Annotated in this window: 16 protein-coding genes and 1 tRNA gene; 10 read left to right on the top strand and 7 right to left on the bottom strand. The window is 36.5% G+C overall.

Annotated elements, in window-relative coordinates:
• The first annotated feature begins 19 nt into the window (after nucleotides 1–19).
• From AC3RVG_RS11660 to AC3RVG_RS11635, 6 genes are all read left to right on the top strand, one after another.
• Complete coding sequence (locus tag AC3RVG_RS11660) at nucleotides 20–1,978, top strand: peptidylprolyl isomerase (RefSeq protein WP_489691640.1); 1,959 nt, start codon at nucleotides 20–22, stop codon at nucleotides 1,976–1,978.
• Nucleotides 1,975–2,832, top strand: coding sequence for a peptidyl-prolyl cis-trans isomerase (locus tag AC3RVG_RS11655; RefSeq protein ID WP_489691639.1), 858 nt, complete (start codon nucleotides 1,975–1,977; stop codon nucleotides 2,830–2,832). The genes AC3RVG_RS11660 and AC3RVG_RS11655 overlap by 4 nt, the downstream gene beginning before the upstream one ends.
• Nucleotides 2,825–4,261, top strand: a complete 1,437-nt coding sequence (locus tag AC3RVG_RS11650; RefSeq protein WP_489691638.1) for a peptidylprolyl isomerase — start codon at nucleotides 2,825–2,827, stop codon at nucleotides 4,259–4,261. Before AC3RVG_RS11655 ends, AC3RVG_RS11650 begins: the two co-directional genes overlap by 8 nt.
• Before the next feature lie 14 nt (nucleotides 4,262–4,275).
• Nucleotides 4,276–5,229 (top strand): AAA family ATPase, encoded by a 954-nt coding sequence (locus AC3RVG_RS11645; RefSeq protein WP_489691637.1) that lies wholly within the window; start codon nucleotides 4,276–4,278, stop codon nucleotides 5,227–5,229.
• Between the two features lie 217 nt (nucleotides 5,230–5,446).
• A complete protein-coding gene (locus tag AC3RVG_RS11640) occupies nucleotides 5,447–7,711 on the top strand; it encodes an aconitate hydratase (protein ID WP_489691636.1) in 2,265 nt (754 codons plus the stop codon).
• A gap of 71 nt (nucleotides 7,712–7,782) precedes the next feature.
• Entirely contained in the window at nucleotides 7,783–8,346 is a 564-nt protein-coding gene (locus AC3RVG_RS11635; protein ID WP_489691635.1) for a TlpA family protein disulfide reductase, read from the top strand.
• Between the two features lie 10 nt (nucleotides 8,347–8,356).
• Here the strand turns inward: AC3RVG_RS11635 and AC3RVG_RS11630 are convergent, their stop codons facing one another.
• The 6 genes from AC3RVG_RS11630 to AC3RVG_RS11605 all read right to left on the bottom strand — a co-directional run bounded on the left by AC3RVG_RS11630 (nucleotide 8,357) and on the right by AC3RVG_RS11605 (nucleotide 13,608).
• Entirely contained in the window at nucleotides 8,357–8,941 is a 585-nt protein-coding gene (locus tag AC3RVG_RS11630; protein ID WP_489691634.1) for an SET domain-containing protein, read from the bottom strand.
• 113 nt (nucleotides 8,942–9,054) lie between these two features.
• On the bottom strand, nucleotides 9,055–9,765 hold the full coding sequence (locus AC3RVG_RS11625; protein WP_489691633.1) for a lycopene cyclase domain-containing protein: 711 nt from the start codon (nucleotides 9,763–9,765) through the stop codon (nucleotides 9,055–9,057).
• A 3-nt stretch (nucleotides 9,766–9,768) separates the two neighbouring features.
• Entirely contained in the window at nucleotides 9,769–10,218 is a 450-nt protein-coding gene (locus AC3RVG_RS11620) for a sterol desaturase family protein (protein ID WP_489691632.1), read from the bottom strand.
• A 63-nt stretch (nucleotides 10,219–10,281) separates the two neighbouring features.
• Complete coding sequence (locus AC3RVG_RS11615) at nucleotides 10,282–11,124, bottom strand: phytoene/squalene synthase family protein (protein ID WP_489691631.1); 843 nt, start codon at nucleotides 11,122–11,124, stop codon at nucleotides 10,282–10,284.
• A gap of 14 nt (nucleotides 11,125–11,138) precedes the next feature.
• Entirely contained in the window at nucleotides 11,139–12,584 is a 1,446-nt protein-coding gene (locus tag AC3RVG_RS11610; RefSeq protein ID WP_489691630.1) for a phytoene desaturase family protein, read from the bottom strand.
• Between the two features lie 121 nt (nucleotides 12,585–12,705).
• Nucleotides 12,706–13,608, bottom strand: coding sequence for a MerR family transcriptional regulator (locus AC3RVG_RS11605; RefSeq protein WP_489691629.1), 903 nt, complete (start codon nucleotides 13,606–13,608; stop codon nucleotides 12,706–12,708).
• Between the two features lie 224 nt (nucleotides 13,609–13,832).
• On the opposite strand from AC3RVG_RS11605, the gene AC3RVG_RS11600 reads away from it, so the two are divergent.
• Both AC3RVG_RS11600 and AC3RVG_RS11595 read left to right on the top strand, forming a co-directional pair.
• Nucleotides 13,833–14,018 (top strand): type II toxin-antitoxin system HicA family toxin, encoded by a 186-nt coding sequence (locus tag AC3RVG_RS11600; protein WP_489691628.1) that lies wholly within the window; start codon nucleotides 13,833–13,835, stop codon nucleotides 14,016–14,018.
• A 58-nt stretch (nucleotides 14,019–14,076) separates the two neighbouring features.
• On the top strand, nucleotides 14,077–14,490 hold the full coding sequence (locus tag AC3RVG_RS11595; protein ID WP_489691627.1) for a helix-turn-helix domain-containing protein: 414 nt from the start codon (nucleotides 14,077–14,079) through the stop codon (nucleotides 14,488–14,490).
• A gap of 106 nt (nucleotides 14,491–14,596) precedes the next feature.
• Here the strand turns inward: AC3RVG_RS11595 and AC3RVG_RS11590 are convergent.
• Nucleotides 14,597–14,679: transfer RNA gene (locus AC3RVG_RS11590), tRNA-Leu, on the bottom strand.
• 398 nt (nucleotides 14,680–15,077) lie between these two features.
• Between AC3RVG_RS11590 and AC3RVG_RS11585 the strand changes: the two genes are divergently transcribed.
• On the top strand, nucleotides 15,078–16,259 hold the full coding sequence (locus AC3RVG_RS11585) for a helix-turn-helix domain-containing protein (RefSeq protein ID WP_489691626.1): 1,182 nt from the start codon (nucleotides 15,078–15,080) through the stop codon (nucleotides 16,257–16,259).
• A gap of 164 nt (nucleotides 16,260–16,423) precedes the next feature.
• A complete protein-coding gene (locus AC3RVG_RS11580) occupies nucleotides 16,424–20,761 on the top strand; it encodes a carboxypeptidase regulatory-like domain-containing protein (RefSeq protein WP_489691625.1) in 4,338 nt (1,445 codons plus the stop codon).
• Nucleotides 20,762–21,072 lie beyond the last annotated feature (311 nt).

Genomic DNA, 21,072 nt, shown 5'->3' with positions numbered 1-21,072 from the left:
AAATAAATATTCAATAACAATGATGAAAAATTTTCTTACCCTATTCATTTTAGGCTTTTTGAGCGCCACTACCGTTTTTTCTCAAAACAAAAAAGAAGTGTTAATGACTATAGACGGGCAATCTGTATATGCCAACGAATTTGAGCGTGTCTACAAGAAAAACCTCGATCTGGTTCAGGATGAATCACAAAAAGATATTGATGGCTATTTGCAGCTTTTTATAGATTACAAATTGAAAATTGAAGAAGCACAAGCTCAAAATTTACATAAAGAAAGTGCTTATATAAACGAGTTTTCAAAATACCGCGACCAGCTTTCAAGAAATTATCTTTTCGAAGATAAGGTAACGGAAGAACTGGCTAAAGAAGCGTATGAGCGCAGTAAATTTGAAGTTAAGGCTTCTCATATTCTAATTAGAGTAGATTATGAATCTGTGCCGCAAGATACTTTAGCGGCATACAATAAAATGAAGTCAATACGCGAAAGAGCGCTAAAAGGGGAAGATTTTACACAGTTGGCAAAAACATATTCTGAAGAGCCTGGCGCAAAAGAAAGAGGAGGAGACTTAGGATACTTTACAGTATTTAACATGGTTTATCCTTTTGAATCTGAAGCGTATAAAACCAAGTCTGGCGAAATTTCAAATATAGTGAGAACAAGTTTTGGTTATCACCTTATTAAAGTAAACGACAAAAGAGCAAAACTGCCGAAAATTGCAGTTTCGCACATTATGATTTCTGAGAGTAAAGGAGCCCGTACATTCAACCCAGAGGAGCGCATCAACGAAATTTACACTATGCTTAAGCAAGGCGAATCTTTTGAAAGCCTAGCAAAGCAATTTTCAGATGATAAAAATTCTGCCGTAAAAGGAGGAAAATTGAATCCATTCACAAAAGGTGATCTTCGGGCTACAGAATTTGAAAATGCAGCCTACGAACTTAAAAATGTAGGCGATTTTGGTAAGCCAATTAAAACAGATTTTGGCTGGCACATTATTCGTTTGGATGAAAAATTACCAATGGAAAGCTTTGATGAGCAAAAGCAAACACTAGAGAAAAAAGTTTCTGATGGCGATCGCGCTAAACTAGTAACAACCGCTACAAATAATAAAATAAAGCAAAAGTATGGCTTCAAAAAAGGAGCGAGCTTTTTGCCTTACTTCGATACATACGTTACAGACGAAGTACTGAAAAGAAAATGGACCATGGAGCCTATTCCAGCAGATAAGGAGCAAACGCTTTTCACTATTGGGGATAAAAAAGCAACTTATACAGATTTTGCAAAATTTATTGATAGCCGCCAAAAAACCACTAGACTTTACAAACTAAAGGAATCATTATTGGTTGAACTTTATGATGAATTTGAAACGGAGCAGCTAAAAGATTACTTCAAAGAAAAACTGGAAGACGACAATGAAGAGTATGCCGCAGTGCTTACTGAATATCGCGATGGCCTTCTAATTTTTGATGTGATGAGCAAAAATATCTGGCAAAAAGCAAAGACCGATTCTTTAGAGCTTCAGCAATTTTTCAATAAGACAAAGGAAAACTACAAGTGGAAACAACGTGTTGATGCAGATATCTACTCGGCTACTTCAGAAAATTTCGCGAAGCAAATTCAAAAAATGTTAGCAGAAGGCAAAACTTCCGAAGAGATAAAAGCAGCAATTAATACAGATGATAAAATAAACGTATTGATAACGCCGGGAATTTTTGAAATTAACCAATCTGAGCTTCCAAAGAACTTAGAGATAAAAAGCGGCGTTTCTTCTGTATATCCAAACAACGATTCGTTCGTGGTAGTTAATATTAAAGAAATACTCGCTCCCGGATATAAAACTTTAGACGAGGTTAAAGGTAAAGTTTTGAGCAATTATCAAAATGAATTAGAGCTGACTTGGATGGAAAGCCTTCGCAAAAAGTATAAAGTTGAAGTAAATCAAAAAACTTTAAAACACGTTAAAAAGGAGTTGAAATGATTCGTCAAATTCTTTATATAACTATTGTTAGTGCTTTCTTGGTTTCCTGTGAGTATTTTAAAACGGAAACTAAAGAAAATGTTATAGCCCGTGTAAACGACAACTATTTATATGAAGCAGACATTGTAAAACTGATAGGCGCAAATACTTCGGCAGAAGATAGTACGCTCATTGTAAATAATTACATAAACCGTTGGGCTACCCAACAGCTGCTTATTGACCAAGCAAGAATAAATATACCTGCAGATAAGCTAGATCAATACGATAAGCTTGTTCAGTCATATCATAATGATTTACTTACCGAAGCTTATAAAAATGTAATTGTTAGCAAGCAATTAGATAGCGTTATTACAGAGCAGGAATTTCGGGAATATTACGAAACCAATAAAGAAAACTTTAAATTAAAAGATCAATTGGTAAAATTGCGTTACGTTCAATTACCTGTAAATTATGACGGTTTGCCCGCTGTAAAGGAAAAATTGAACCGTTATAACGAAAAGGATAAAAAATCGCTCACCAGTCAGAACTACCAGTTTATTTCCTCAAACTTTAACGACACTGTTTGGGTGAAAAGAGAAGTTTTACTGAACACTTTACCAGTAATTAGAAGCACTAGCGATCAAGTGTTAAAAAAATCCAATTTTACACAATTGCAAGATTCATTAGGAGTATATTTGGTGAAAATTGAAAATGTGCTCAACCCCAATGATACGGCACCTATTTCCTACATTATGCCTACTTTAAAACAGATTATTCTGAATAAAAGAAAGCTTGAGCTTATTAAAAAACTTGAAACAGATATTACAAAAGATGCTATTGAAACAAATAATTTTGAAATCTATAAAAATGAATAAATTTTTATTGGTGTTGCTTTTTTCTACTGCAATACTACAAGCACAAACCGTTGTGGAGCCAGATAGTACCGGCGTTGCAAAAAGCAACGACTCATTAGTTATGCAGAAAACGGTAAAGCGCGATACATTAAAACCTTTTAAAAGATATAAAGCCGAAGGCGTTAGCGCCGTTGTTGGAGAATATGTTATTCTTGACAGTGATATTGATAAGGCTTATGTTGAAATGCAATCGCAAGGAATGTCTATTGAAGATATTACCCGTTGCCAATTAATGGGTAAATTAATGGAAGACAAATTGTACGCTCACCAAGCTAAACAAGATAGTATCTTGGTTCCAGATGCAGAAATTAATGGAATGATAGATCAGCAATTACAATATATGATTGGTGAATTGGGAAGCGAAGAAAAAGTAGCGGCTTATTATAGAAAAGATAATATGGCCGATTTAAGAAGAGATCTTTTTGAAGCCAATAAGAGTATTAAACTCGCAAGTTTGATGCAACAAAAGGTAATTGAAAAACTAGAAGTAACACCTGAAGAAGTACGAACTTTTTTCTACTCAATTCCAGAAGAAGATCGCCCAATTTTTGGCGCTGAAATTGAAATTGCTCAAATAGTGGTAGATCCAGAAGTTACAAAACAAGCAATAGATGAAGTTGTTGGAAGGTTAAATGCTATCCGCGCAGATATTCTAGACAATGGGGCTAGTTTTTCTACTAAAGCGGTTCTTTATTCTAAAGATCCAGGCTCAAATTCTAAAGGAGGACTTTACACGGGCGTTAAGCGCGATTCACCTTGGGCTAAAGAGTTTAAAGATCAGGCCTTTTCACTTTTAGAAGGTGAAATCAGCGAACCTTTTGAAACGGAATTTGGATGGCACATACTGTATGTCGAAAAAATTCGAGGACAAGAAGTTGATGTTAGGCATATATTGATGTTTCCAGAAGTTTCTCAGAAATCTATCGATGCAGCACAAAAGAAGATTGAAGATTTAAAAACGAAAATTGAAGCAGGCGAAATTACTTTCGCTGAAGCAGCTCGAAAAAATTCAGACGATAAAGAAACCCGTAATAACGGCGGACAATTAGTAAATCCAATTTCATTCGACACTAAATTCGATCTTACCAAAATGGATCCAACTCTTAGTGCACAAGTGTATAATTTAAAAGAAGGTGCAGTATCAGAAATTTTTACCGACCGCGACCGCACAGGAAAGAGTAGTTTGAAAATTCTTACCGTGACTAAAAAATACGTTGAACACCAAGCCGACTATACAAATGATTATGAGCGAATCAAGCAACTAGCATTGCGCGAAAAGCAAATTAAGGTAATCAACAAATGGCAGAACGAGAAAATAAAAGATACGTATATTAGCATCAATCAAGATTACCAGGATTGTGAATTTGCTGGAGGTTGGTTAAAAAAATAATATAGAAAAACACTATGTCAGACGTAGCAGCGGTAAAACAACTGGTTTCAAAATACAACGCCCTTAAACAAGAAATTAAAAAAGTAATAGTAGGTCAAGATGAAGTGGTTGAGCAGGTTTTGCTCGCTATCTTTTCTGGCGGACACGCATTGCTTATTGGCGTTCCGGGTCTTGCAAAAACCTTGTTGGTTAATACCGTCGCCGAAGCACTTGGCCTTAATTTTAAGAGAATACAGTTTACGCCAGATTTGATGCCGAGCGATATTTTAGGTTCTGAAATCTTAGATAATAATCGCGAATTCAAATTTATAAAAGGGCCAATTTTCGCCAATATTATTCTAGCAGACGAGATTAACAGAACGCCGCCCAAAACCCAAGCGGCTCTTTTAGAGGCTATGCAGGAACGCGCAGTTACTGTAGCTGGCCAACATTACAAACTAGATTTACCATATTTTGTACTCGCTACACAAAACCCAATAGAGCAGGAGGGAACTTATCCTTTGCCAGAAGCACAATTAGACCGTTTTATGTTTGCCATAAACCTTGAATATCCTTCGTTTTCTGAAGAAGTTGAAGTAGTTAAACAAACCACTTCAGGCGAAACCCAAAAAGTAAATGCACTTTTTTCAGCTCAAGAAATAATCGATTTTCAACAGTTAATTAGAAGAATTCCAGTGGCGGATAACGTTGTGGAATATGCAGTTACTTTAGTTAGCAAAACCCGCCCTAATAGCGATACTGCAACAGAAACTGTAAAGAACTATATTGATTGGGGCGCTGGCCCAAGAGCTTCACAAAACCTTATATTGGCAGCAAAAACAAACGCCGCAATACACGGTAAATTTTCTCCAGATATCGAAGACGTGCAAAAGGCTGCAGTTGCAATCCTTCGTCATCGATTAATTAAAAACTACAAAGCGGAAGCAGAAGGCTTAAGCATTGAAGAAATCATTAAAAGTTTGTATTAAATAAGGTACAATCACGCTCCACTCAAAGATTTTTTATAAGCATTAAAACCGAAAATTTTGAATTTCTTAAAATTAGCTATCTAATATTAAGGATTTGATAATTTTACGCAATAGAAATTACTATTTAGTGAATTATATTCACTAAATAAGCAATTCCTTTATATACTTTTTAATTATTATAAAATTTTGTAATTTCGCAACTAGAAAAAATACAACTATGGCATTTGATATTGATATGATTAAAAAGGTTTACGCCCAGATGGCAGAACGTGTTGATAAAGCACGTGAAATCACGGGAAAACCACTTACACTTTCAGAAAAAATATTATACTCTCACCTTTGGGACGGCAATCCGAATAAAACATTCCAACGCGGAAAGGATTATGTAGATTTTGCGCCTGATAGAATAGCTTGCCAAGATGCAACTGCACAAATGGCTCTTTTGCAATTTATGCAAGCGGGTAAGAAAACAGTTGCAGTTCCAACCACTGTACATTGCGATCACTTAATACAAGCCAAACAAGGCGCAGTGCCAGATTTAAAGCGCGCTAACGAAACTAGTAACGAGGTTTTTGACTTCTTAGAATCTGTTTCAAACAAATACGGAATTGGTTTCTGGAGACCGGGTGCTGGAATTATTCACCAAGTTGTTTTAGAAAATTACGCTTTTCCAGGTGGAATGATGATTGGTACCGATAGCCACACTGTAAATGCAGGTGGTTTAGGAATGGTTGCCATTGGTGTTGGTGGCGCAGATGCTGTTGATGTAATGGCAGGAATGCCTTGGGAATTAAAATTCCCAAAATTAATAGGTGTTAAATTAACTGGCGAACTTAACGGCTGGACGGCTTCAAAAGATGTTATTTTAAAAGTAGCTGGAATCCTTACTGTAAAAGGAGGAACAGGGGCTATTGTTGAATATTTTGGACCAGGAGCAAAAAACCTTTCTTGTACAGGTAAAGGAACAATTTGTAATATGGGTGCCGAAATTGGTGCAACCACTTCAACCTTTGGTTATGATGATGCAATGGAGCGTTTCCTAAGAGCAACAGACCGTGAAGATATTGCAGACGAAGCAAATAAAGTCAGAGAACATTTAACAGGTGATGACGAAGTCTATGCGAATCCTGAAGCCTACTTCGATCAAGTTATTGAAATAGATTTAAACACTTTGCGTCCACACTTAAATGGACCTTTTACTCCAGATTTAGCAACTCCGGTTGGCGAATTGGGTGAAAAAGCAAAAAAGAACGATTGGCCTATAAAAGTAGATTGGGGTTTAATTGGTAGTTGTACAAACTCATCTTATGAAGATTTAACGCGTGCTGCTTCTATTGCGCAACAGGCAATCGATAAGAAATTAAAACCTAAAAGTGACTTCGGAATAAATCCTGGTTCGGAAACAATTCGTTTTACTGCGGAACGTGATGGCCTTTTGGATGTTTTCGAAAACCTTGGCGCAACTATTTTCACAAACGCTTGCGGACCGTGTATTGGTCAGTGGGATAGAAGTGACAGAAAAGGAGATGAAAAGAATACGATCGTGCATTCTTTCAACAGAAACTTTTCTAAACGTGCCGATGGAAATCCTAACACCCACGCTTTTGTTGGTTCACCAGAAATGGTTGCCGCAATTGCAATTTCGGGCCGTTTAGATTTCGACCCAATGAATGATACGCTTTTAAACGAAGACGGTCAAGAAGTAAAATTTGATATACCAGTTGGTTTAGAACTTCCTCCAAAAGGATTTGCTGTAGACGACAATGGATATTTAGCACCTAAGGAAGATGGTAGCTCGGTTGAAGTGAGAGTTGCTACAGATAGCGAACGTCTTCAATTATTGAAGCCATTTGTACCTATTACGAATTCTGAATTGCAAGGCGTAAAATTGCTAATTAAAGCTTTCGGAAAATGTACAACAGATCATATTTCTATGGCTGGACCTTGGTTGCGTTACCGCGGACATTTAGACAATATCTCTAACAATACTTTAATTGGAGCTATAAATGCTTTCAACAAAAAGACCAATTTTGTAAAAAATCAATTTACAGGCGAATACGGTGGTGTACCAGATGTGCAACGTGAGTATAAAGCTAAAGGAATTAAAACTATTGTTGTGGGCGATCACAACTATGGTGAAGGTTCCTCAAGAGAACACGCAGCTATGCAGCCAAGATTTTTGGGTGTTGCCGCGGTTCTAGTAAAATCTTTTGCAAGAATTCACGAAACAAACCTTAAAAAACAAGGAATGTTAGGTCTTACATTTGCGAATGAAGCAGATTATGATTTAATCCAAGAAGATGATACTTTCAACTTTGTGGATATTGCAGATTTTGCTGAAAACACGCAGTTAACTATTGAAATCGTTCATAAAGATGGAAATAAAGACACGATTAAAGTGAACCATACTTATAACGATGCGCAAATAAAGTGGTACCGTGAAGGATCGGCTTTGAATTTGATTAAAATACAAAACGGTTAAAAACCGTTTACTAAATATTCAAAACCTAACAGATTTAAAATACCTGTTAGGTTTTTTTATACCCTAAAATTATGATTCCATTTCTAAAAAAACACTGGAGCAACATTTTATTTGTCGCTATATTGGTTTTGCTTATTTTTCCGCAAACACGCATGCCCATTCAGGTATTTGTGCAACGACTTATTTCTTTTTCTCCTTCTGAAAAAGCTGAAAGTGAGCGAGAATCACTTCAAGATTACGATTGGAATTTGCGAAAATTAAATGCCGAAGAAGTAAACTTTTCACAATCTAAAGGGAAAGTAACTATTGTGAATTTTTGGGCTACTTGGTGCCCTCCCTGTGTAGCAGAAATGCCTTCATTCCAAAAATTATACGATGTTTATGGCAATAAAGTAGACTTCTATTTTGTGACTTCGGAAATGCCTGAAAAAGTTGAAAAATTTATGGTGAAGAATGCTTACACCCTGCCCATCTTTCTTCAAACTTTTGAAGCACCAAAAAAGTTGGAGGCACACGTTTTGCCCACTACTTATTTAATTTCCAAAAAGGGCGAAATTATAATAGATGAACAAGGCGCAGCCGATTGGAATAGCGAAAAAATGAAAACACTTCTGGATAAACTGCTAGAAGAATAATCTGTAAAAACTATACAGAATAGTAAATTTCTTTAATAGATTTCATCTCCTTTTTTCCTTCTGCAATTGCAGTAATTCTATCCCACGATTTCGCACTTAATAAAGATTTCAAAGGTTGATCTACCTTTATAATTTTTGGAAAATTTTTAATGAGTTGCTTGTCCCAAGTTTCGTGATGATTTAAAAGATCGTCAGGATATACAGTTTTACGGCGCGTGCCTTCTTCTATACCTGTAAAAGGCTCAGAAACATTTAGGTATCCATAATCATCGGTTAATTCTTCTCCGGGATGTATATCGCGGATTGCAATTTCAAAGTCGTAGGCGGTAGATATGCAATTGCTTTTAAAACTATGGTTTACGTAGCGGCCATAATCCCAACAAAGCACGTAGTTTCCTTTCCGGTTTCTATAGCAATAAGTGTCTAAAATGTTTTGGTAAAGCGCGTTCATTTTCTTTAGTTTGGCGGGAGTAAACTCACGGTCCAAATCGTCTAAAGCCCACGTTATTGTGCCAGCGGGAATAAATTCTGTAGCAACTACGCCATATCCTACTTCCTTGCTTATAAACTTTAATTCTGTTTTAGGGTGTATCATAAACAATGTAATTTTGCGGAATAAATGTAATGCAAATTCTTAATCAATTTACATCTTTCCTTCTATTGCATATGAAATTTTATAGCAGTTAATTTGTCGATTTTTTCAGAAAATTATTTTGCTATTTCAATTGGTTTTGAACCGTATTTCTCCCTAAATTTTTCCATTAAAACATAGATAGTCAGCAACATTGTTAATGCATAAATACTGTCTTCAATCGGTACTGTGCCTACTCGTATACCCAAATTTTGTGCGTCGTTATACCAAACTACTTCTTCGTGAATCCAACTTCCAGTAAGGAAACCATTCACAATAAAAAAGGGAACCAAAAGGATGAGGAAAACTGGAAAGAAAACGTTTAAAACATCGCGTTTATAATTATAAACCATAACCAATAAAACGATTGCATATCCAAAATTTACGGCCGTATACCACCGATCATAAAAATAAAGTAGCGTAACAATTAAAACAGTCTGTAGTGTATAATATACTATATCCGTGGTTTTATTTGATAATGAAAACTTGGGAAGCAAATTTTTAAACGCATAAATGGTAAAAATACAAGCGTATGGAATGCAGATAAAGAAAATCCATTCCTCTAAAGGAAGGGCAGCTAAACTTATTCCGGAGAGATATTTTTCATTAAAACCCCAATAGCCATTTTGCGTAAAAATGATATCCCAGGGTATAAAAAAAGCCATCATAATAAAGGTGGCGGGGAAGAAGTATTTCCAAAGTTTATAAAACTTCAATTTTGGGTGAAAGCTGAACAAAAATGGAACGCTAAACGATGCAATATTCAGCAGAAAATAAAGATGCCACATGGTTTATTTTTTAAAATATTTTAATGGCGGAAAAAGCATCCCGAAGCACTCACCTTTATCTTTTCCTAAGTGTTTGTGGTGCATTTTGTGAGCGCGTCTTATACCACGAGCATACCAATTATTGGCGTTTCGGAACATTTTAAAACGTTGGTGTATAAAAATATCGTGAACAAAAAAATAGGCAAGTCCGTAAGCGAAAATACCCAAACCTATAGGCAATCCAGCCCAAAAGCCGAAATAGCTCCAGCCAATAAAACAGCTGATGCTAACCAATGCGTAAAAAATGAAGAAATAGTCATTACGCTCCCACCAACTACCGTGATCTTTGTGGTGATGGTCCTTGTGTAGCTTCCACAGAAAACCGTGCATAACGTATTTATGGGTAAACCACGCCATAAACTCCATAATACTGAAAGTGACAATGAAAATTAATATCCAAAGAACAGTGGTCATTTTACTTTTTAATTTGTGATTTTGAAATTCCTAATGTGAAATAAATAGGAAAAATAACTAAAATTATTTCACCAAATTTAATTGATATTTTACATAGCTCCGCGTTAAAAGCCCAATTTTTTCAACATTCGGAACGCGGATGCGCACATTTTTAATTTCGGTTGCGGGTGTTTGCTGAAGTTTTTTCAATAAACGTTTGTAATATCTATACGCTACAAAAACACCGAGTTTAGAATCGTGCGGTAATTGTAAAATTCCCTGGTATCCGTGGTTGAAGTTTTCTTCAATCTCTTGTATTATTTGCGCTTTTGAAGCTTCGTCTAAAGCAGCCAAATTTGTATTTGGAAAATAGGTTCTGTTTAAGTTTTCAAAATCTTCTTTTAGGTCGCGTAAAAAATTTACTTTTTGAAACGCCGAACCCAAACTCATAGCAGATTCTTTTAACTGATGGTATTTTGCGTCATCTCCTTTTACAAATACTTTTAAACACATTAAGCCTACAACATCTGCAGAGCCATAGATGTAATCATTAAATTCTTCAGTAGTATTATAAACACTTTTGGTTAAATCTAAGCGCATACTCGACATAAATTTGTCGATTAAGGTTTTGTCAATTTCGTATTTACGGACTGTTTCCTGAAATGAATTTAAAATTGGGTTCAAACTTATACCATCTTCAAGTGCTTCAGCCAAACCGTACTCAAAGCGGTCGAAAAGAACTTCCTTATTATAATCGTGAAATGAATCAACAATTTCATCTGCAAAACGCACAAAACCGTAAATATTATAAATGTCTTGGCGAATGGAAGGTCCAAGCATACGAGTGGCTAACGAAAAGGAAGTACTGTAAGTTCCAGTAACCTCTTTGCTGCATTTACGCGATACTATGTCAAAAAGTTCTTTCAATGTGTGTTCTCTTTTTAGATTAAACCTGCAACTAATTTTCCTGAGATAAGGGCGGGTGGAACTCCTGGTCCCGGCACGGTGAGCTGTCCGGTAAAAAAAAGATTTTTCACTTTACCACTTTTCAATTTTGGTCTTAAAAAGGCCGTTTGCAATAGTGTATTTGCCAAACCATACGCATTACCCTTGTAACTGTTGTAGTCTGAAACAAAATCATTAATACAAAACGATTCCTTAAATATAACGTATTTTTTAACCTCTTGGTTTGTTGTTTTTTCAAAACGATCCATTATTTTCTCGAAATAATCTTCTCTAATTTCTGGAATATCATCTAATCCAGGAGCTAACGGAATCAGGAAAATACCTGCTTCTTTGCCTATAGGCGAAACACTAGCATCTGTTTTTGAAGGGAAACTTGCATAAAATAATGGTTCATCTGGCCATTGTGGGGAATCGTAAATTTCTTGTGAATGCTTTTCAAAATCTACATCGAAAAACAAGGTGTGATGATCTACGTTTTCAATTTTTTTATCGAAACCAATATAGAACAGCAGGGCAGAAGGGGCAAAGGTTTTTTTACTCCAATAGCTTTCTGAATATTGACGAAACTGCTTGTCTAAAAGTGTTTCGGTATGGTGGTAATCGGCGCCGCTTAAAATTACATCGGCCTCAATTTTTTCACCGTTTATAAGCAACGAATTTGCTTTTCCGTTTTCAACGATTATTTTTTCTACATTCTGATTGGTTTTTATGGTTACCCCTAAGTCTTCAGCTAGCGTTTTCATTCCTTCAACTACAGAATACATGCCTTCTTTTGGATGAAAAGTTCCGAGTCCGAAGTCGGCATAATTCATAAAACTATAAAATGCTGGGGTGTTGGAAGGCTTCGCTCCTAAAAATAAAACAGGGAATTCTAAAATTGAAATTAATTTTGGATTCGTAAATTCTCTGCGAACGTCCTTACTAATAGTGCTGAAAAACTGCCCAATCTTTTTCATTGTAGTAACAGTAACCAGCTCTAAAGGAGAAACGCCTGGGCGATATACCAAATCTTTGATAGCTATGTTGTAGTTATCCATAGCTTGATCCATGAATTTCCGGAGTTTTATGGAACTTCCAGATTCTTCCTTTTCAAAAGCAGCGCATATTTTTTCGAGCGTATCTTCTATTGTGATGAAATCATCTTTTCCAAAATACACACGGTATGCTGGATTTAGCTTTTCAAGCTCATAATAATCTGAAGGTGCTTTCCCGAAATCATTGAAAAAGCGTTCAAAAACGTCTGGCATCCAGTACCAAGTAGGGCCCATGTCAAAAGTGAAACCGTCTTTCTTTAACTGCCTAGCTCGGCCACCAATCGTACTGTTTTTTTCGTAGATAGTTACATTATTTCCCGCTTGAGCCAAGTAACACGAAGCCGCGATGGATGAAAAGCCGGAACCAATAACTGCGATTTTTTTCATATTGTTTAACAAATCTACATTATATTTAAACAAAAATAAAAGTTGCAGATCATTTTTGGCTTTTATTTAATAAATTAGAGAGACTAAACCTTTGGTAGATTTATTTTAAAAGGACTAGAAATTAACTGTTTGAAAGGCTTTCAACTTGATCTGTAAAATGTTTTACGTCTTTAAAAAGCTTTACATTTTTTGTGCTCTTGTAGTTCTTACTAAACTTGCGGCCTAAAACCCAAAGTTCACTGGGGCCTTTGGCGCAAACTTCATTTTGAAATTCGTTTAAATATTTCTCAAGGTTATCATTCTCTGGTTGTACAGTAAAATAGGTGACAAAAGTTATTTTGGTTTTGGTCTTTAGAACGTGCTTTAAGCTATCCATCGGTATATTAGCGCCTAGGTATATGGTCCTGTATCCAGCTGATAGCAGCTCATAATTAGCATAGAGTAAGCCAATCTCGTGAATTTCTTGGAAAGGAAGATAAAGCGCAAATAGCTGCGTATTTTTTCGGTCAGTAGTATGCTTATGCTTAGCCGAATGCTCGATAATGGAATGTTTTATTTTCTCTGAAATAAAATGTTCGTGCGATGGATCAATAGTTCCCGAATGCCAGAGAATACCCATTTCATTTAGTAGTGGCACGAATATTTGTATGAAAACATCTCTGAAAGATCGATTCTCCAAAAATTTGTCCAAGGTAGCGTCAAAAAGTTCATCGTCAAATTCAAACATTGCCGATTTAAAAACATTGAGCATATACTCTGAATCGAGCCCATTTATGCTTTCCCTAATCAACTTTTGAATTTGCGTAGAATCTAAACTTGCAAGTTTCGAAATTTTATACCCGGCATTATATAGGTAAGCTATATTTAATAGCTTTTTTAGATTTTCGAGATTGTACTTTCTAATGTTTGTATCGGTACGGTCTGGCTCAAGAAGGTTGTATCTTTTCTCCCAAATCCTAATGGTATGGGCTTTTACGTTGGAAAGATTCTCGAGATCTTTAATGCCAAATTGTGTTTTGACCACTGAAGAATAATTTATTATTACGAGGTGAAAGTACTAAAAAGATGTGAGATTGTTTAGAAAAATGTTGAAAACTCTAAACAAATATTAATGTCAGATTTTAGGGATAGAACTAGCTTTTTCTAAATAAGAATTGCGGGCCCCATTTTTCATTCTCGGAGTACATTCGAATGTAAGTCAGATTATAACAATTTTGTTATATAACAAAATTGTTATATATTTGGATTATGAAATCAAGTTCCTTGATAAAGATGATTGAAAAGGATGGTTGGTACATTGTGAGAACCAAGGGCAGCCATCACCATTTCAAACATCCAGTGAAAAAGGGATTAGTTACTATTCTCCATCCAAAAAAGGATGTGCCGATAGGAACAGTAAATTCAATCTTAAAACAAGCGGGGCTTAGTATTTAACACCACTTTCATTATTAAAGAATTAGGTGGCAATGCAGGGTAAAAAAAGACAGCAAAAATGGAAAAAAAAAGAATTAAAGTCTATGTCGAAAAAGCAACGGACGGTACCTATTGGGGTACGACAGAAAATTTAGACGGAGTAGTTTCAGCCTATGGGAATTCACTATCTGAATTGAAAAAAGAAATTCAAAAAGTATTTGATGAACACTTGGAAGTAGCTCAGGAATTAAAAGAGGACTGGGTCGTTAAGTATAAAAATGGAGTGGAATTTGAGTATAAAATGGACCTTGAGAGTTTCTTCAATCTTATACCAGAGGTAAAAATAGGTTCGATTGCCCAAAAAGCAAATATCAATTCTTCCTTGTTACGTCAATATAAAACCGGCAAAGCAAATGCCTCAGAAGATCAGGCCAAAAAAATCGAAAAAGCGGTGCACGATCTCGGAAAGGAGTTACTATCCGTTTCCTTCTAATGCTATCAATATTAAAGAAGTAGAAATTTTCTGAAGACTGTTCCTAAATTTGATAATCCAAAAATTGAAAAACCCCATAAAACATAGTCTTACGGGGTTTTATTCGTACCCGGAATGGGACTTGAACCCACACGCCCAAAGGACACATGGCCCTCAACCATGCCTGTCTACCAATTCCAGCACCCGGGTGGGTACATATTATAAAAATACTTAAAGCCGCTGCAAAAATGTGCAAAACAAAAAAAAGTTAAACCATTGGATTAACTTTTTAACCTGTCCAGGTTAGTATTATTACAATGTGCAAAAGTAATCATATTAATTGAGTCGTCCTAAAATGAAATTCAAAGATTCACGCAGGATTAGGGCTTGTATTCCCTGGTGATTTGAAAATCTGTAAGTTGCGAGATTTATTGTTTGATATGTTTTTAAATTCGGCCTACAAAGCCACAATCCCTGTTGAAAAAGCAATAGTTAAATTCAATATTAATGTCTTGTTTACCCTTCACCTTATTGCTAAATTTATAACCTAAATTAAACCCCATTCTATAAATAGTAGTTTTCCCTTCATCCTAGCTTTGTAATACTTCATGTTATCCCTAATTGAATCTTATTTTTCGGTTTTAATGCTTTTTGGTGCGTCCCAAGCGGTGACGGGTATTTACCTCACAACCAAAAACAAAGACAGGCCCTTTGCCAATAATATGCTTGCCCTACTTCTGTTTGTATGGGGATTTTCCTGTTACTGGTTTTTTGCCTTCATCCACCAAGGCCCATTTTTTAGCGTAGCGCTTACTACTTTTATAGGCCCGATGATCGCCCTTGTTTTGTTTCCTCCCATCTATCTCTATGTTAAATTTCTTTTCTACGAATATGAAGGCTTCCAAAAGAGTGACCACCTGCATTTTTTGCCAGTGTACCTTTATGTAGCCTTTACTTTATATCTGTTTTTTGACAGTGACTTTTCTATTGCTACTATGCGGCAGCACGAGTGGTATCGTACTAGAACCTTGCTTTGCTCTTACCTCGCAACTATACAGGGGCCTTTTTATTTTATTAAAACAAACCGCATTTTAAAACTGAGGCATCAGCGGCTCAAGGAGCGATATTCTGAAATTGAAAGCAGGCAACTGGAATGGCTACATATTATAAATTACAGTTTTGCCTTGGTCTTTGTTATTGGTGGAGTATCTACCATTTTACGGATTACCTATCTTGATCCTTATATTCTATACATGGCATACCACGCCGTGATTGCTGTTAGTTTATTCTATATAACCTTAATGATATATAAATACCCTTTAATTTTCGATCGGGTAGACCCTCATGCCGAAACTTATTCAAATGAAACCCATTTAAATGATGTTCCCCAAAGCGCATACGATTCGCCTAAAATTTTACACGCCTATAAACTAGATCTTCTCAAAGACGATACTATTATCGATAAAGTTGAAAAGCTTATGAGCGAACAAAAAGTATATAAAAACCCAAACTTTAGCCTAAACGATTTAGCCGACGCAATTTCGGAAAGCAGAAATGCCATTTCGCATAGCCTCAATAATAGTTTAAATAAAACCTTCTACAATTATATAAACGAATTGCGCATCGAGGAAAGCAAACGCTTGCTTGCTGGGGAAACCCTTCTTCATTTTACCATTGAAGGTATTGCCGCAGAAGCTGGTTTTAAATCTATGTCTGTCTTCTATAGATTTTTTAAAGACATTGAAGGAGTAACCCCAGCTGTTTATCGGAAAAAACACCTCAATTCATAAAATATTCATATATAACATCTTATCATTTCTGGGTGTCTGTTTGGGACCAAACGGAGTAATAAAATTTGGTCAATTGAAGCTAAACTGATTAGTTTGCTCCCTCAATATATTTTTTTGAATTAAGTCTTCTTGATTGTAAAAAAACCCTAAAAAAAACATTTAGAATGAAAAAAACAAACGCTACTTTACTGTTTGCCCTCTTAATTGCCATTACTGGCTGGGCGCAGGGACAGTTACAACCCTTTAATGATGATGTAGAATCACATGCCGATTTTACACAAAATAATATCCTTGGATGGACCTCCGTCGATGTGGATGGTTTAAATACCGCTGGCCCATTTCAAAGTTTTCCAGGAAAGGGCGACCCATTAGGATTTATAGTTTATACACCTTCGCAAACCAGTCCACCTAACACTCTTAATGGTTTCGACACCCATTCAGGTGAAAAATATTTCGCAAGTATCTCTTCATGGGATGGCCCAGTAAACGACTGGCTAATTTCTGATGAATTGGTAAATCATCCAGGTGGAAGCTTCTCGTTTTACCTTAAAAGTGCCGCCGATTTTTTGGGTCCTGATGCCTTCAAAGTAGGCTATTCAACTACAGGAACAGACCCTCAGGATTTTATACTCTTTAATGGAGGAAACACCACAACTCCCTCATTAAACTGGACAAAGTTTGAGTATGTAATTCCTGCTAATGCAAAATACTTAGCTATAAATAGTGTATCCCAAGGTTATATGATGCTTGTGGACGATCTTCAATTTTCTCCAAATACAGAGCCTTTAGCGCCAGGCGCGATCACTCAGTTTACTGTAGAAACACAAATTGGAACTGAATTTGAAGCTCATTTTGACTGGGTTAATCCTACGGTAGATAATGCGGGTAATACGCTTTCAAATATGACGGGCGTAAAGATTTATAGAGGTACAAACCCAATGAATCTTATTGAAATTGCAGATCTTCCTTCAGCTGTGGGCCAAAGCATGAACTATATAGATGTACTGCCTGCAGAAGGCACTTATACCCATAGATTTGTACCTTATAATAATGCTGGCAATGGTATTCCTTATAATACCCCATCTACCTTTTTTGGATATGAAACTACTCCTGGAGCTCCTGCTAATATAACATTTACACAAGATGCAAGCTCAAATACAGTGATCTCTTGGGACGCGGTAGATTACGGCGCAAATGGAGGTGTATTACAAGATCCTGTGGTAGGTTATACTATTAAACGTAGTCTTGGTGCTACTACCGAAACATTAGTAGAGATGCATCCAGGAACCACTTTTACTGAAAACAATATTCCCGCATTATACCTTTATACTTATAGCATCACCGCACAAACGAGCCCTGCTAATTTAGGCGTTTCTGCAATTGTGTCTGCTTACTCAGGCCTGGGAGAAAACCAAATGTCTGTAACCAGCGGCAATGCTGTTGCCACCCAGCCTTTCGAACTTAGTAGAGGTTCTGTTATTTCGCAAAGTATTTATACGCCTGAAGAAATAGGTAACAGTGGCCTTATTACATCAATTTCTTATTTTGGAAATTTAGGAACTACAACTACAGCTCGTTATAAAGTATATATGAGTTTATCGAATCGCGATACTTTTGGAACAACCATTTACAATGCAGTATGGGAATACTATGGCGATCAAAAACTATTGTTTGATGGCGATGTTGAATTCCCTGCAGGAACAAATGAAATTGCAATCGATTTAGACCAACCTTTTTATTACGATGCTAGCAGTAATCAAAATGTAATTATAACCATCGTAAAACCATTACTGGCAAATCCACCGTCGGTAAATCCAAGAAACTTTTACAATACACCGGTCGACGGAATGCGTACGTATTATGCAAATGGTACCTCTGTAGATCTAAGTGTAGTTACATCGCAACCGGCATCTTGGGCTACTACGGTAGTACCTACTATCCCAAGTATCGTTGTTGAAAAAACCACAGATTACGGTAGCTTATCGGGTACAGTTACACTTCTTTCAGATGGCTCACCATTGCAAGATGTAACAGTAACTATAACTCCAAATGGAGGTAGCGCTTACCAAACCGAAACAACTACTACAGATGCTACAGGAAATTATACAATCCCAGCGCTTATGGCTGGCGATTACGTAGCTACCTTTAGCAAAAATACGTTTAACACTATTGAAATAGGTTTTACTATTGCACCTAACGAACAACTTGTTCTAGATGCTGTTTTAGATAATTCGCTTCCAATAGTAATCTCTGGAACTGTGATTGACGAGGCAGGGTTAGGAATAGAAGGTGTTAACCTTCATTTAACTGGCTTTTCTGAATTTTCTACCATCAGCGATGCTACTGGTAATTATACTTTAGATGCCTTCGCCAATAAGCAATACGATCTTGAAGCTGTACATCCGTTATATAGTGCGGAAACAATAAATATTACAAGTGAGGCGGCAGATTATACACTAGACCCTATTACCCTAAATCTAGCAACACCTAAGCCAGGTAATGTGATGGCGGTAAATAATAATGGTGTTGGCGAAGTAAACTGGAGAGTTCCAGTTGGCTATTCTAACGAAACCTCAATAGGGTGGGGAGACTTTGTTACCGCAGGAGATTCTTGGGGGAATGGAGGCGATCCGTTTATTGCAGGTATAAGATTTCTGCCTTCAGATTTGCAAAATCAAGTAAATGCTGATGCAGAACTTACACATGTAAAAGCTTACATAGCTAACAATGCCGAGATCATCATTAAAATTTTTGAAGGAGCCAACGGGGCAGAACTAATACATTCACAAACCGCTTCTATCACAACGGAAGGATGGTATGATTTTGAACTTTCACAGACAATTGCTATTGATAATACGAAAGAACTTTGGATAGGAATTGAATTTCTTGCCGGTCAATACGGCGCTTACCCAATAGGACTAGACGATGGACCAAACGTCCCAGCTTACAAGGGAAGTATGAAGTACGAGAATGGTGTATGGACCGCGATGAGCCTTACTAATAAGAACTGGAACATCTACGGTATTACTAATAATACTACAGCTGCCAATCCATCAGGTTATAGAGTTTATAGAAGCCCTGCAGCCGCAACTACGTGGACAGAGCTTACTACGGCCCCTATTACAGCTACCACTTTTAACGATCCCACTTTAAGCAGTGCCGCGCCCGATATGTACAAATACGGAATTACCGCTGAATATGGTAATAGCCTTGTTTCTGAAAAAGGTATTTCAAATGAAATTGAACATAATATGTTCTTCGATTTCACTTTAAACCTAACAACCGATAGTGGTAGTTTAGAAGGAGCCTATATTTCTATTTCGAATAGCAATAATTTTGCAGAAACAACTGTGGCAGCACCACCATCTGTAACATTCGATCATTTATTACACGGTACGTATAACATACGTATTGAATTGGATAACTACGAAATCGTAGAACTTACTGACGTAGTAGTAGAAGAAAACGGTAGTCTTACAGTTCCGGTTAATTTGAATAAAGTACAACCTTCAAATCTTACAGCTACTATTATAGGTACAGATGCAGCCCAACTTGATTGGACACTTCACAGTACCTATACAGATCAAATGGAAAGATATGACGATTTTGAACGTCAGAATATTTCAAATTATATTCTTAGGGATTTAGACGGATTAGAAACGTACACCTATACTAATTTCAACTTCCCAAGTGCTGGAGACCCTATGTCGTTTATGGTTTTTAATCCATACGCAACATCGCCACCAATAGCAATGGAGGCAGTTTCTGGACGTAGATTTTTAACTGGCTTTGCTGGTCCTAATGGTGCTAATAACGACTGGATAATAATTCCTGCCGGAACTGGTGAGTTTTCATTCAGCGCAGCTTCTTTAGTAGGCGCAACCCCAGAAAATATTAGAGTACTATATTCTACTACTGGAACCGATGTATCAGATTTTACAGCATTCGGAAATGAAATTACTGTTCCTGAAGCTTGGACTCAATATTCTTTTGATACACCCGTAGATGCTAAATATGTTGCTATTAATTATGTAAGTAACGACAGTTATATCCTTAAAATAGATGACATCAAATTTGAAAGAGAGTATGACCACGCTCTTTCCTATAACATTTATCTAGATGGCAACTTAATTTCTGAAGATGTAACAGAAACAACATTCTTGTTAGAAAACCTTACACCACAAGGGCACATAGCAGAAGTTGAAGCAGTTTATGAAACTGGAGTTTCAGAAAAGACACAGGTAGAGATATTTATGTTGGGAGTAGAAGACCAAAACTTACCCGAATTCTTGGTATATCCTAACCCAACTTCAGGTAGATTCACATTAGAACTGCCAAGTCGCGCTACGGTACGTATAGTAGATCTTAATGGAAGATTATTATACTCTGCTGTAAAGGAAGCTGGAGCAACTATGATGGAACACCATCTTTCTGCCGGCACCTATATTATTCAAGTAGAAACAGAAGCAGGAGTTTCCACCAAGAAACTACTCTTTCTATAATTAGCACATTTTAATTCCTCAATTCTACCCCAAGTGTAAGCCGTCTCATTTTCTAAAAATGAGGCGGTTTTTTTTATTATTTAGTTATCGAATAGTACTACATCTTCAATTTCAATTTAACCAACCTCACTACCAAAGGCACGATCCAAAATCTAAATTCAACAACTTACAACTTAATCCCCACATCCTACGTCCTACGTCCTTCAGTCCTACGTCCTAAGTCATTCAATCCTAAATACTACAACCACAAGCTACACCCTACAACCTATATCCCACCGTCCTAAGTCTTTCAACCTAACGTTCTTCACCAC

The organism is Aequorivita sp. IT1282 (genome assembly GCF_058068205.1).
Note: the sequence above shows the minus strand (reverse complement) of the source record. Positions and strands in the feature narration are given on the sequence as shown.

Excerpts from the sequence above, each read along its gene's own strand:
- AC3RVG_RS11660 (WP_489691640.1), top strand. The coding sequence starts at position 20 with ATGATGAAAAATTTTCTTACCCTATTCATTTTAGGCTTTTTGAGCGCC.
- AC3RVG_RS11655 (WP_489691639.1), top strand. The coding sequence starts at position 1,975 with ATGATTCGTCAAATTCTTTATATAACTATTGTTAGTGCTTTCTTGGTT.
- AC3RVG_RS11650 (WP_489691638.1), top strand. The coding sequence starts at position 2,825 with ATGAATAAATTTTTATTGGTGTTGCTTTTTTCTACTGCAATACTACAA.
- AC3RVG_RS11645 (WP_489691637.1), top strand. The coding sequence starts at position 4,276 with ATGTCAGACGTAGCAGCGGTAAAACAACTGGTTTCAAAATACAACGCC.
- AC3RVG_RS11640 (WP_489691636.1), top strand. The coding sequence starts at position 5,447 with ATGGCATTTGATATTGATATGATTAAAAAGGTTTACGCCCAGATGGCA.
- AC3RVG_RS11635 (WP_489691635.1), top strand. The coding sequence starts at position 7,783 with ATGATTCCATTTCTAAAAAAACACTGGAGCAACATTTTATTTGTCGCT.
- AC3RVG_RS11630 (WP_489691634.1), bottom strand. The coding sequence starts at position 8,941 with ATGATACACCCTAAAACAGAATTAAAGTTTATAAGCAAGGAAGTAGGA.
- AC3RVG_RS11625 (WP_489691633.1), bottom strand. The coding sequence starts at position 9,765 with ATGTGGCATCTTTATTTTCTGCTGAATATTGCATCGTTTAGCGTTCCA.
- AC3RVG_RS11620 (WP_489691632.1), bottom strand. The coding sequence starts at position 10,218 with ATGACCACTGTTCTTTGGATATTAATTTTCATTGTCACTTTCAGTATT.
- AC3RVG_RS11610 (WP_489691630.1), bottom strand. The coding sequence starts at position 12,584 with ATGAAAAAAATCGCAGTTATTGGTTCCGGCTTTTCATCCATCGCGGCT.
- AC3RVG_RS11600 (WP_489691628.1), top strand. The coding sequence starts at position 13,833 with ATGAAATCAAGTTCCTTGATAAAGATGATTGAAAAGGATGGTTGGTAC.
- AC3RVG_RS11595 (WP_489691627.1), top strand. The coding sequence starts at position 14,077 with ATGGAAAAAAAAAGAATTAAAGTCTATGTCGAAAAAGCAACGGACGGT.
- AC3RVG_RS11585 (WP_489691626.1), top strand. The coding sequence starts at position 15,078 with ATGTTATCCCTAATTGAATCTTATTTTTCGGTTTTAATGCTTTTTGGT.
- AC3RVG_RS11580 (WP_489691625.1), top strand. The coding sequence starts at position 16,424 with ATGAAAAAAACAAACGCTACTTTACTGTTTGCCCTCTTAATTGCCATT.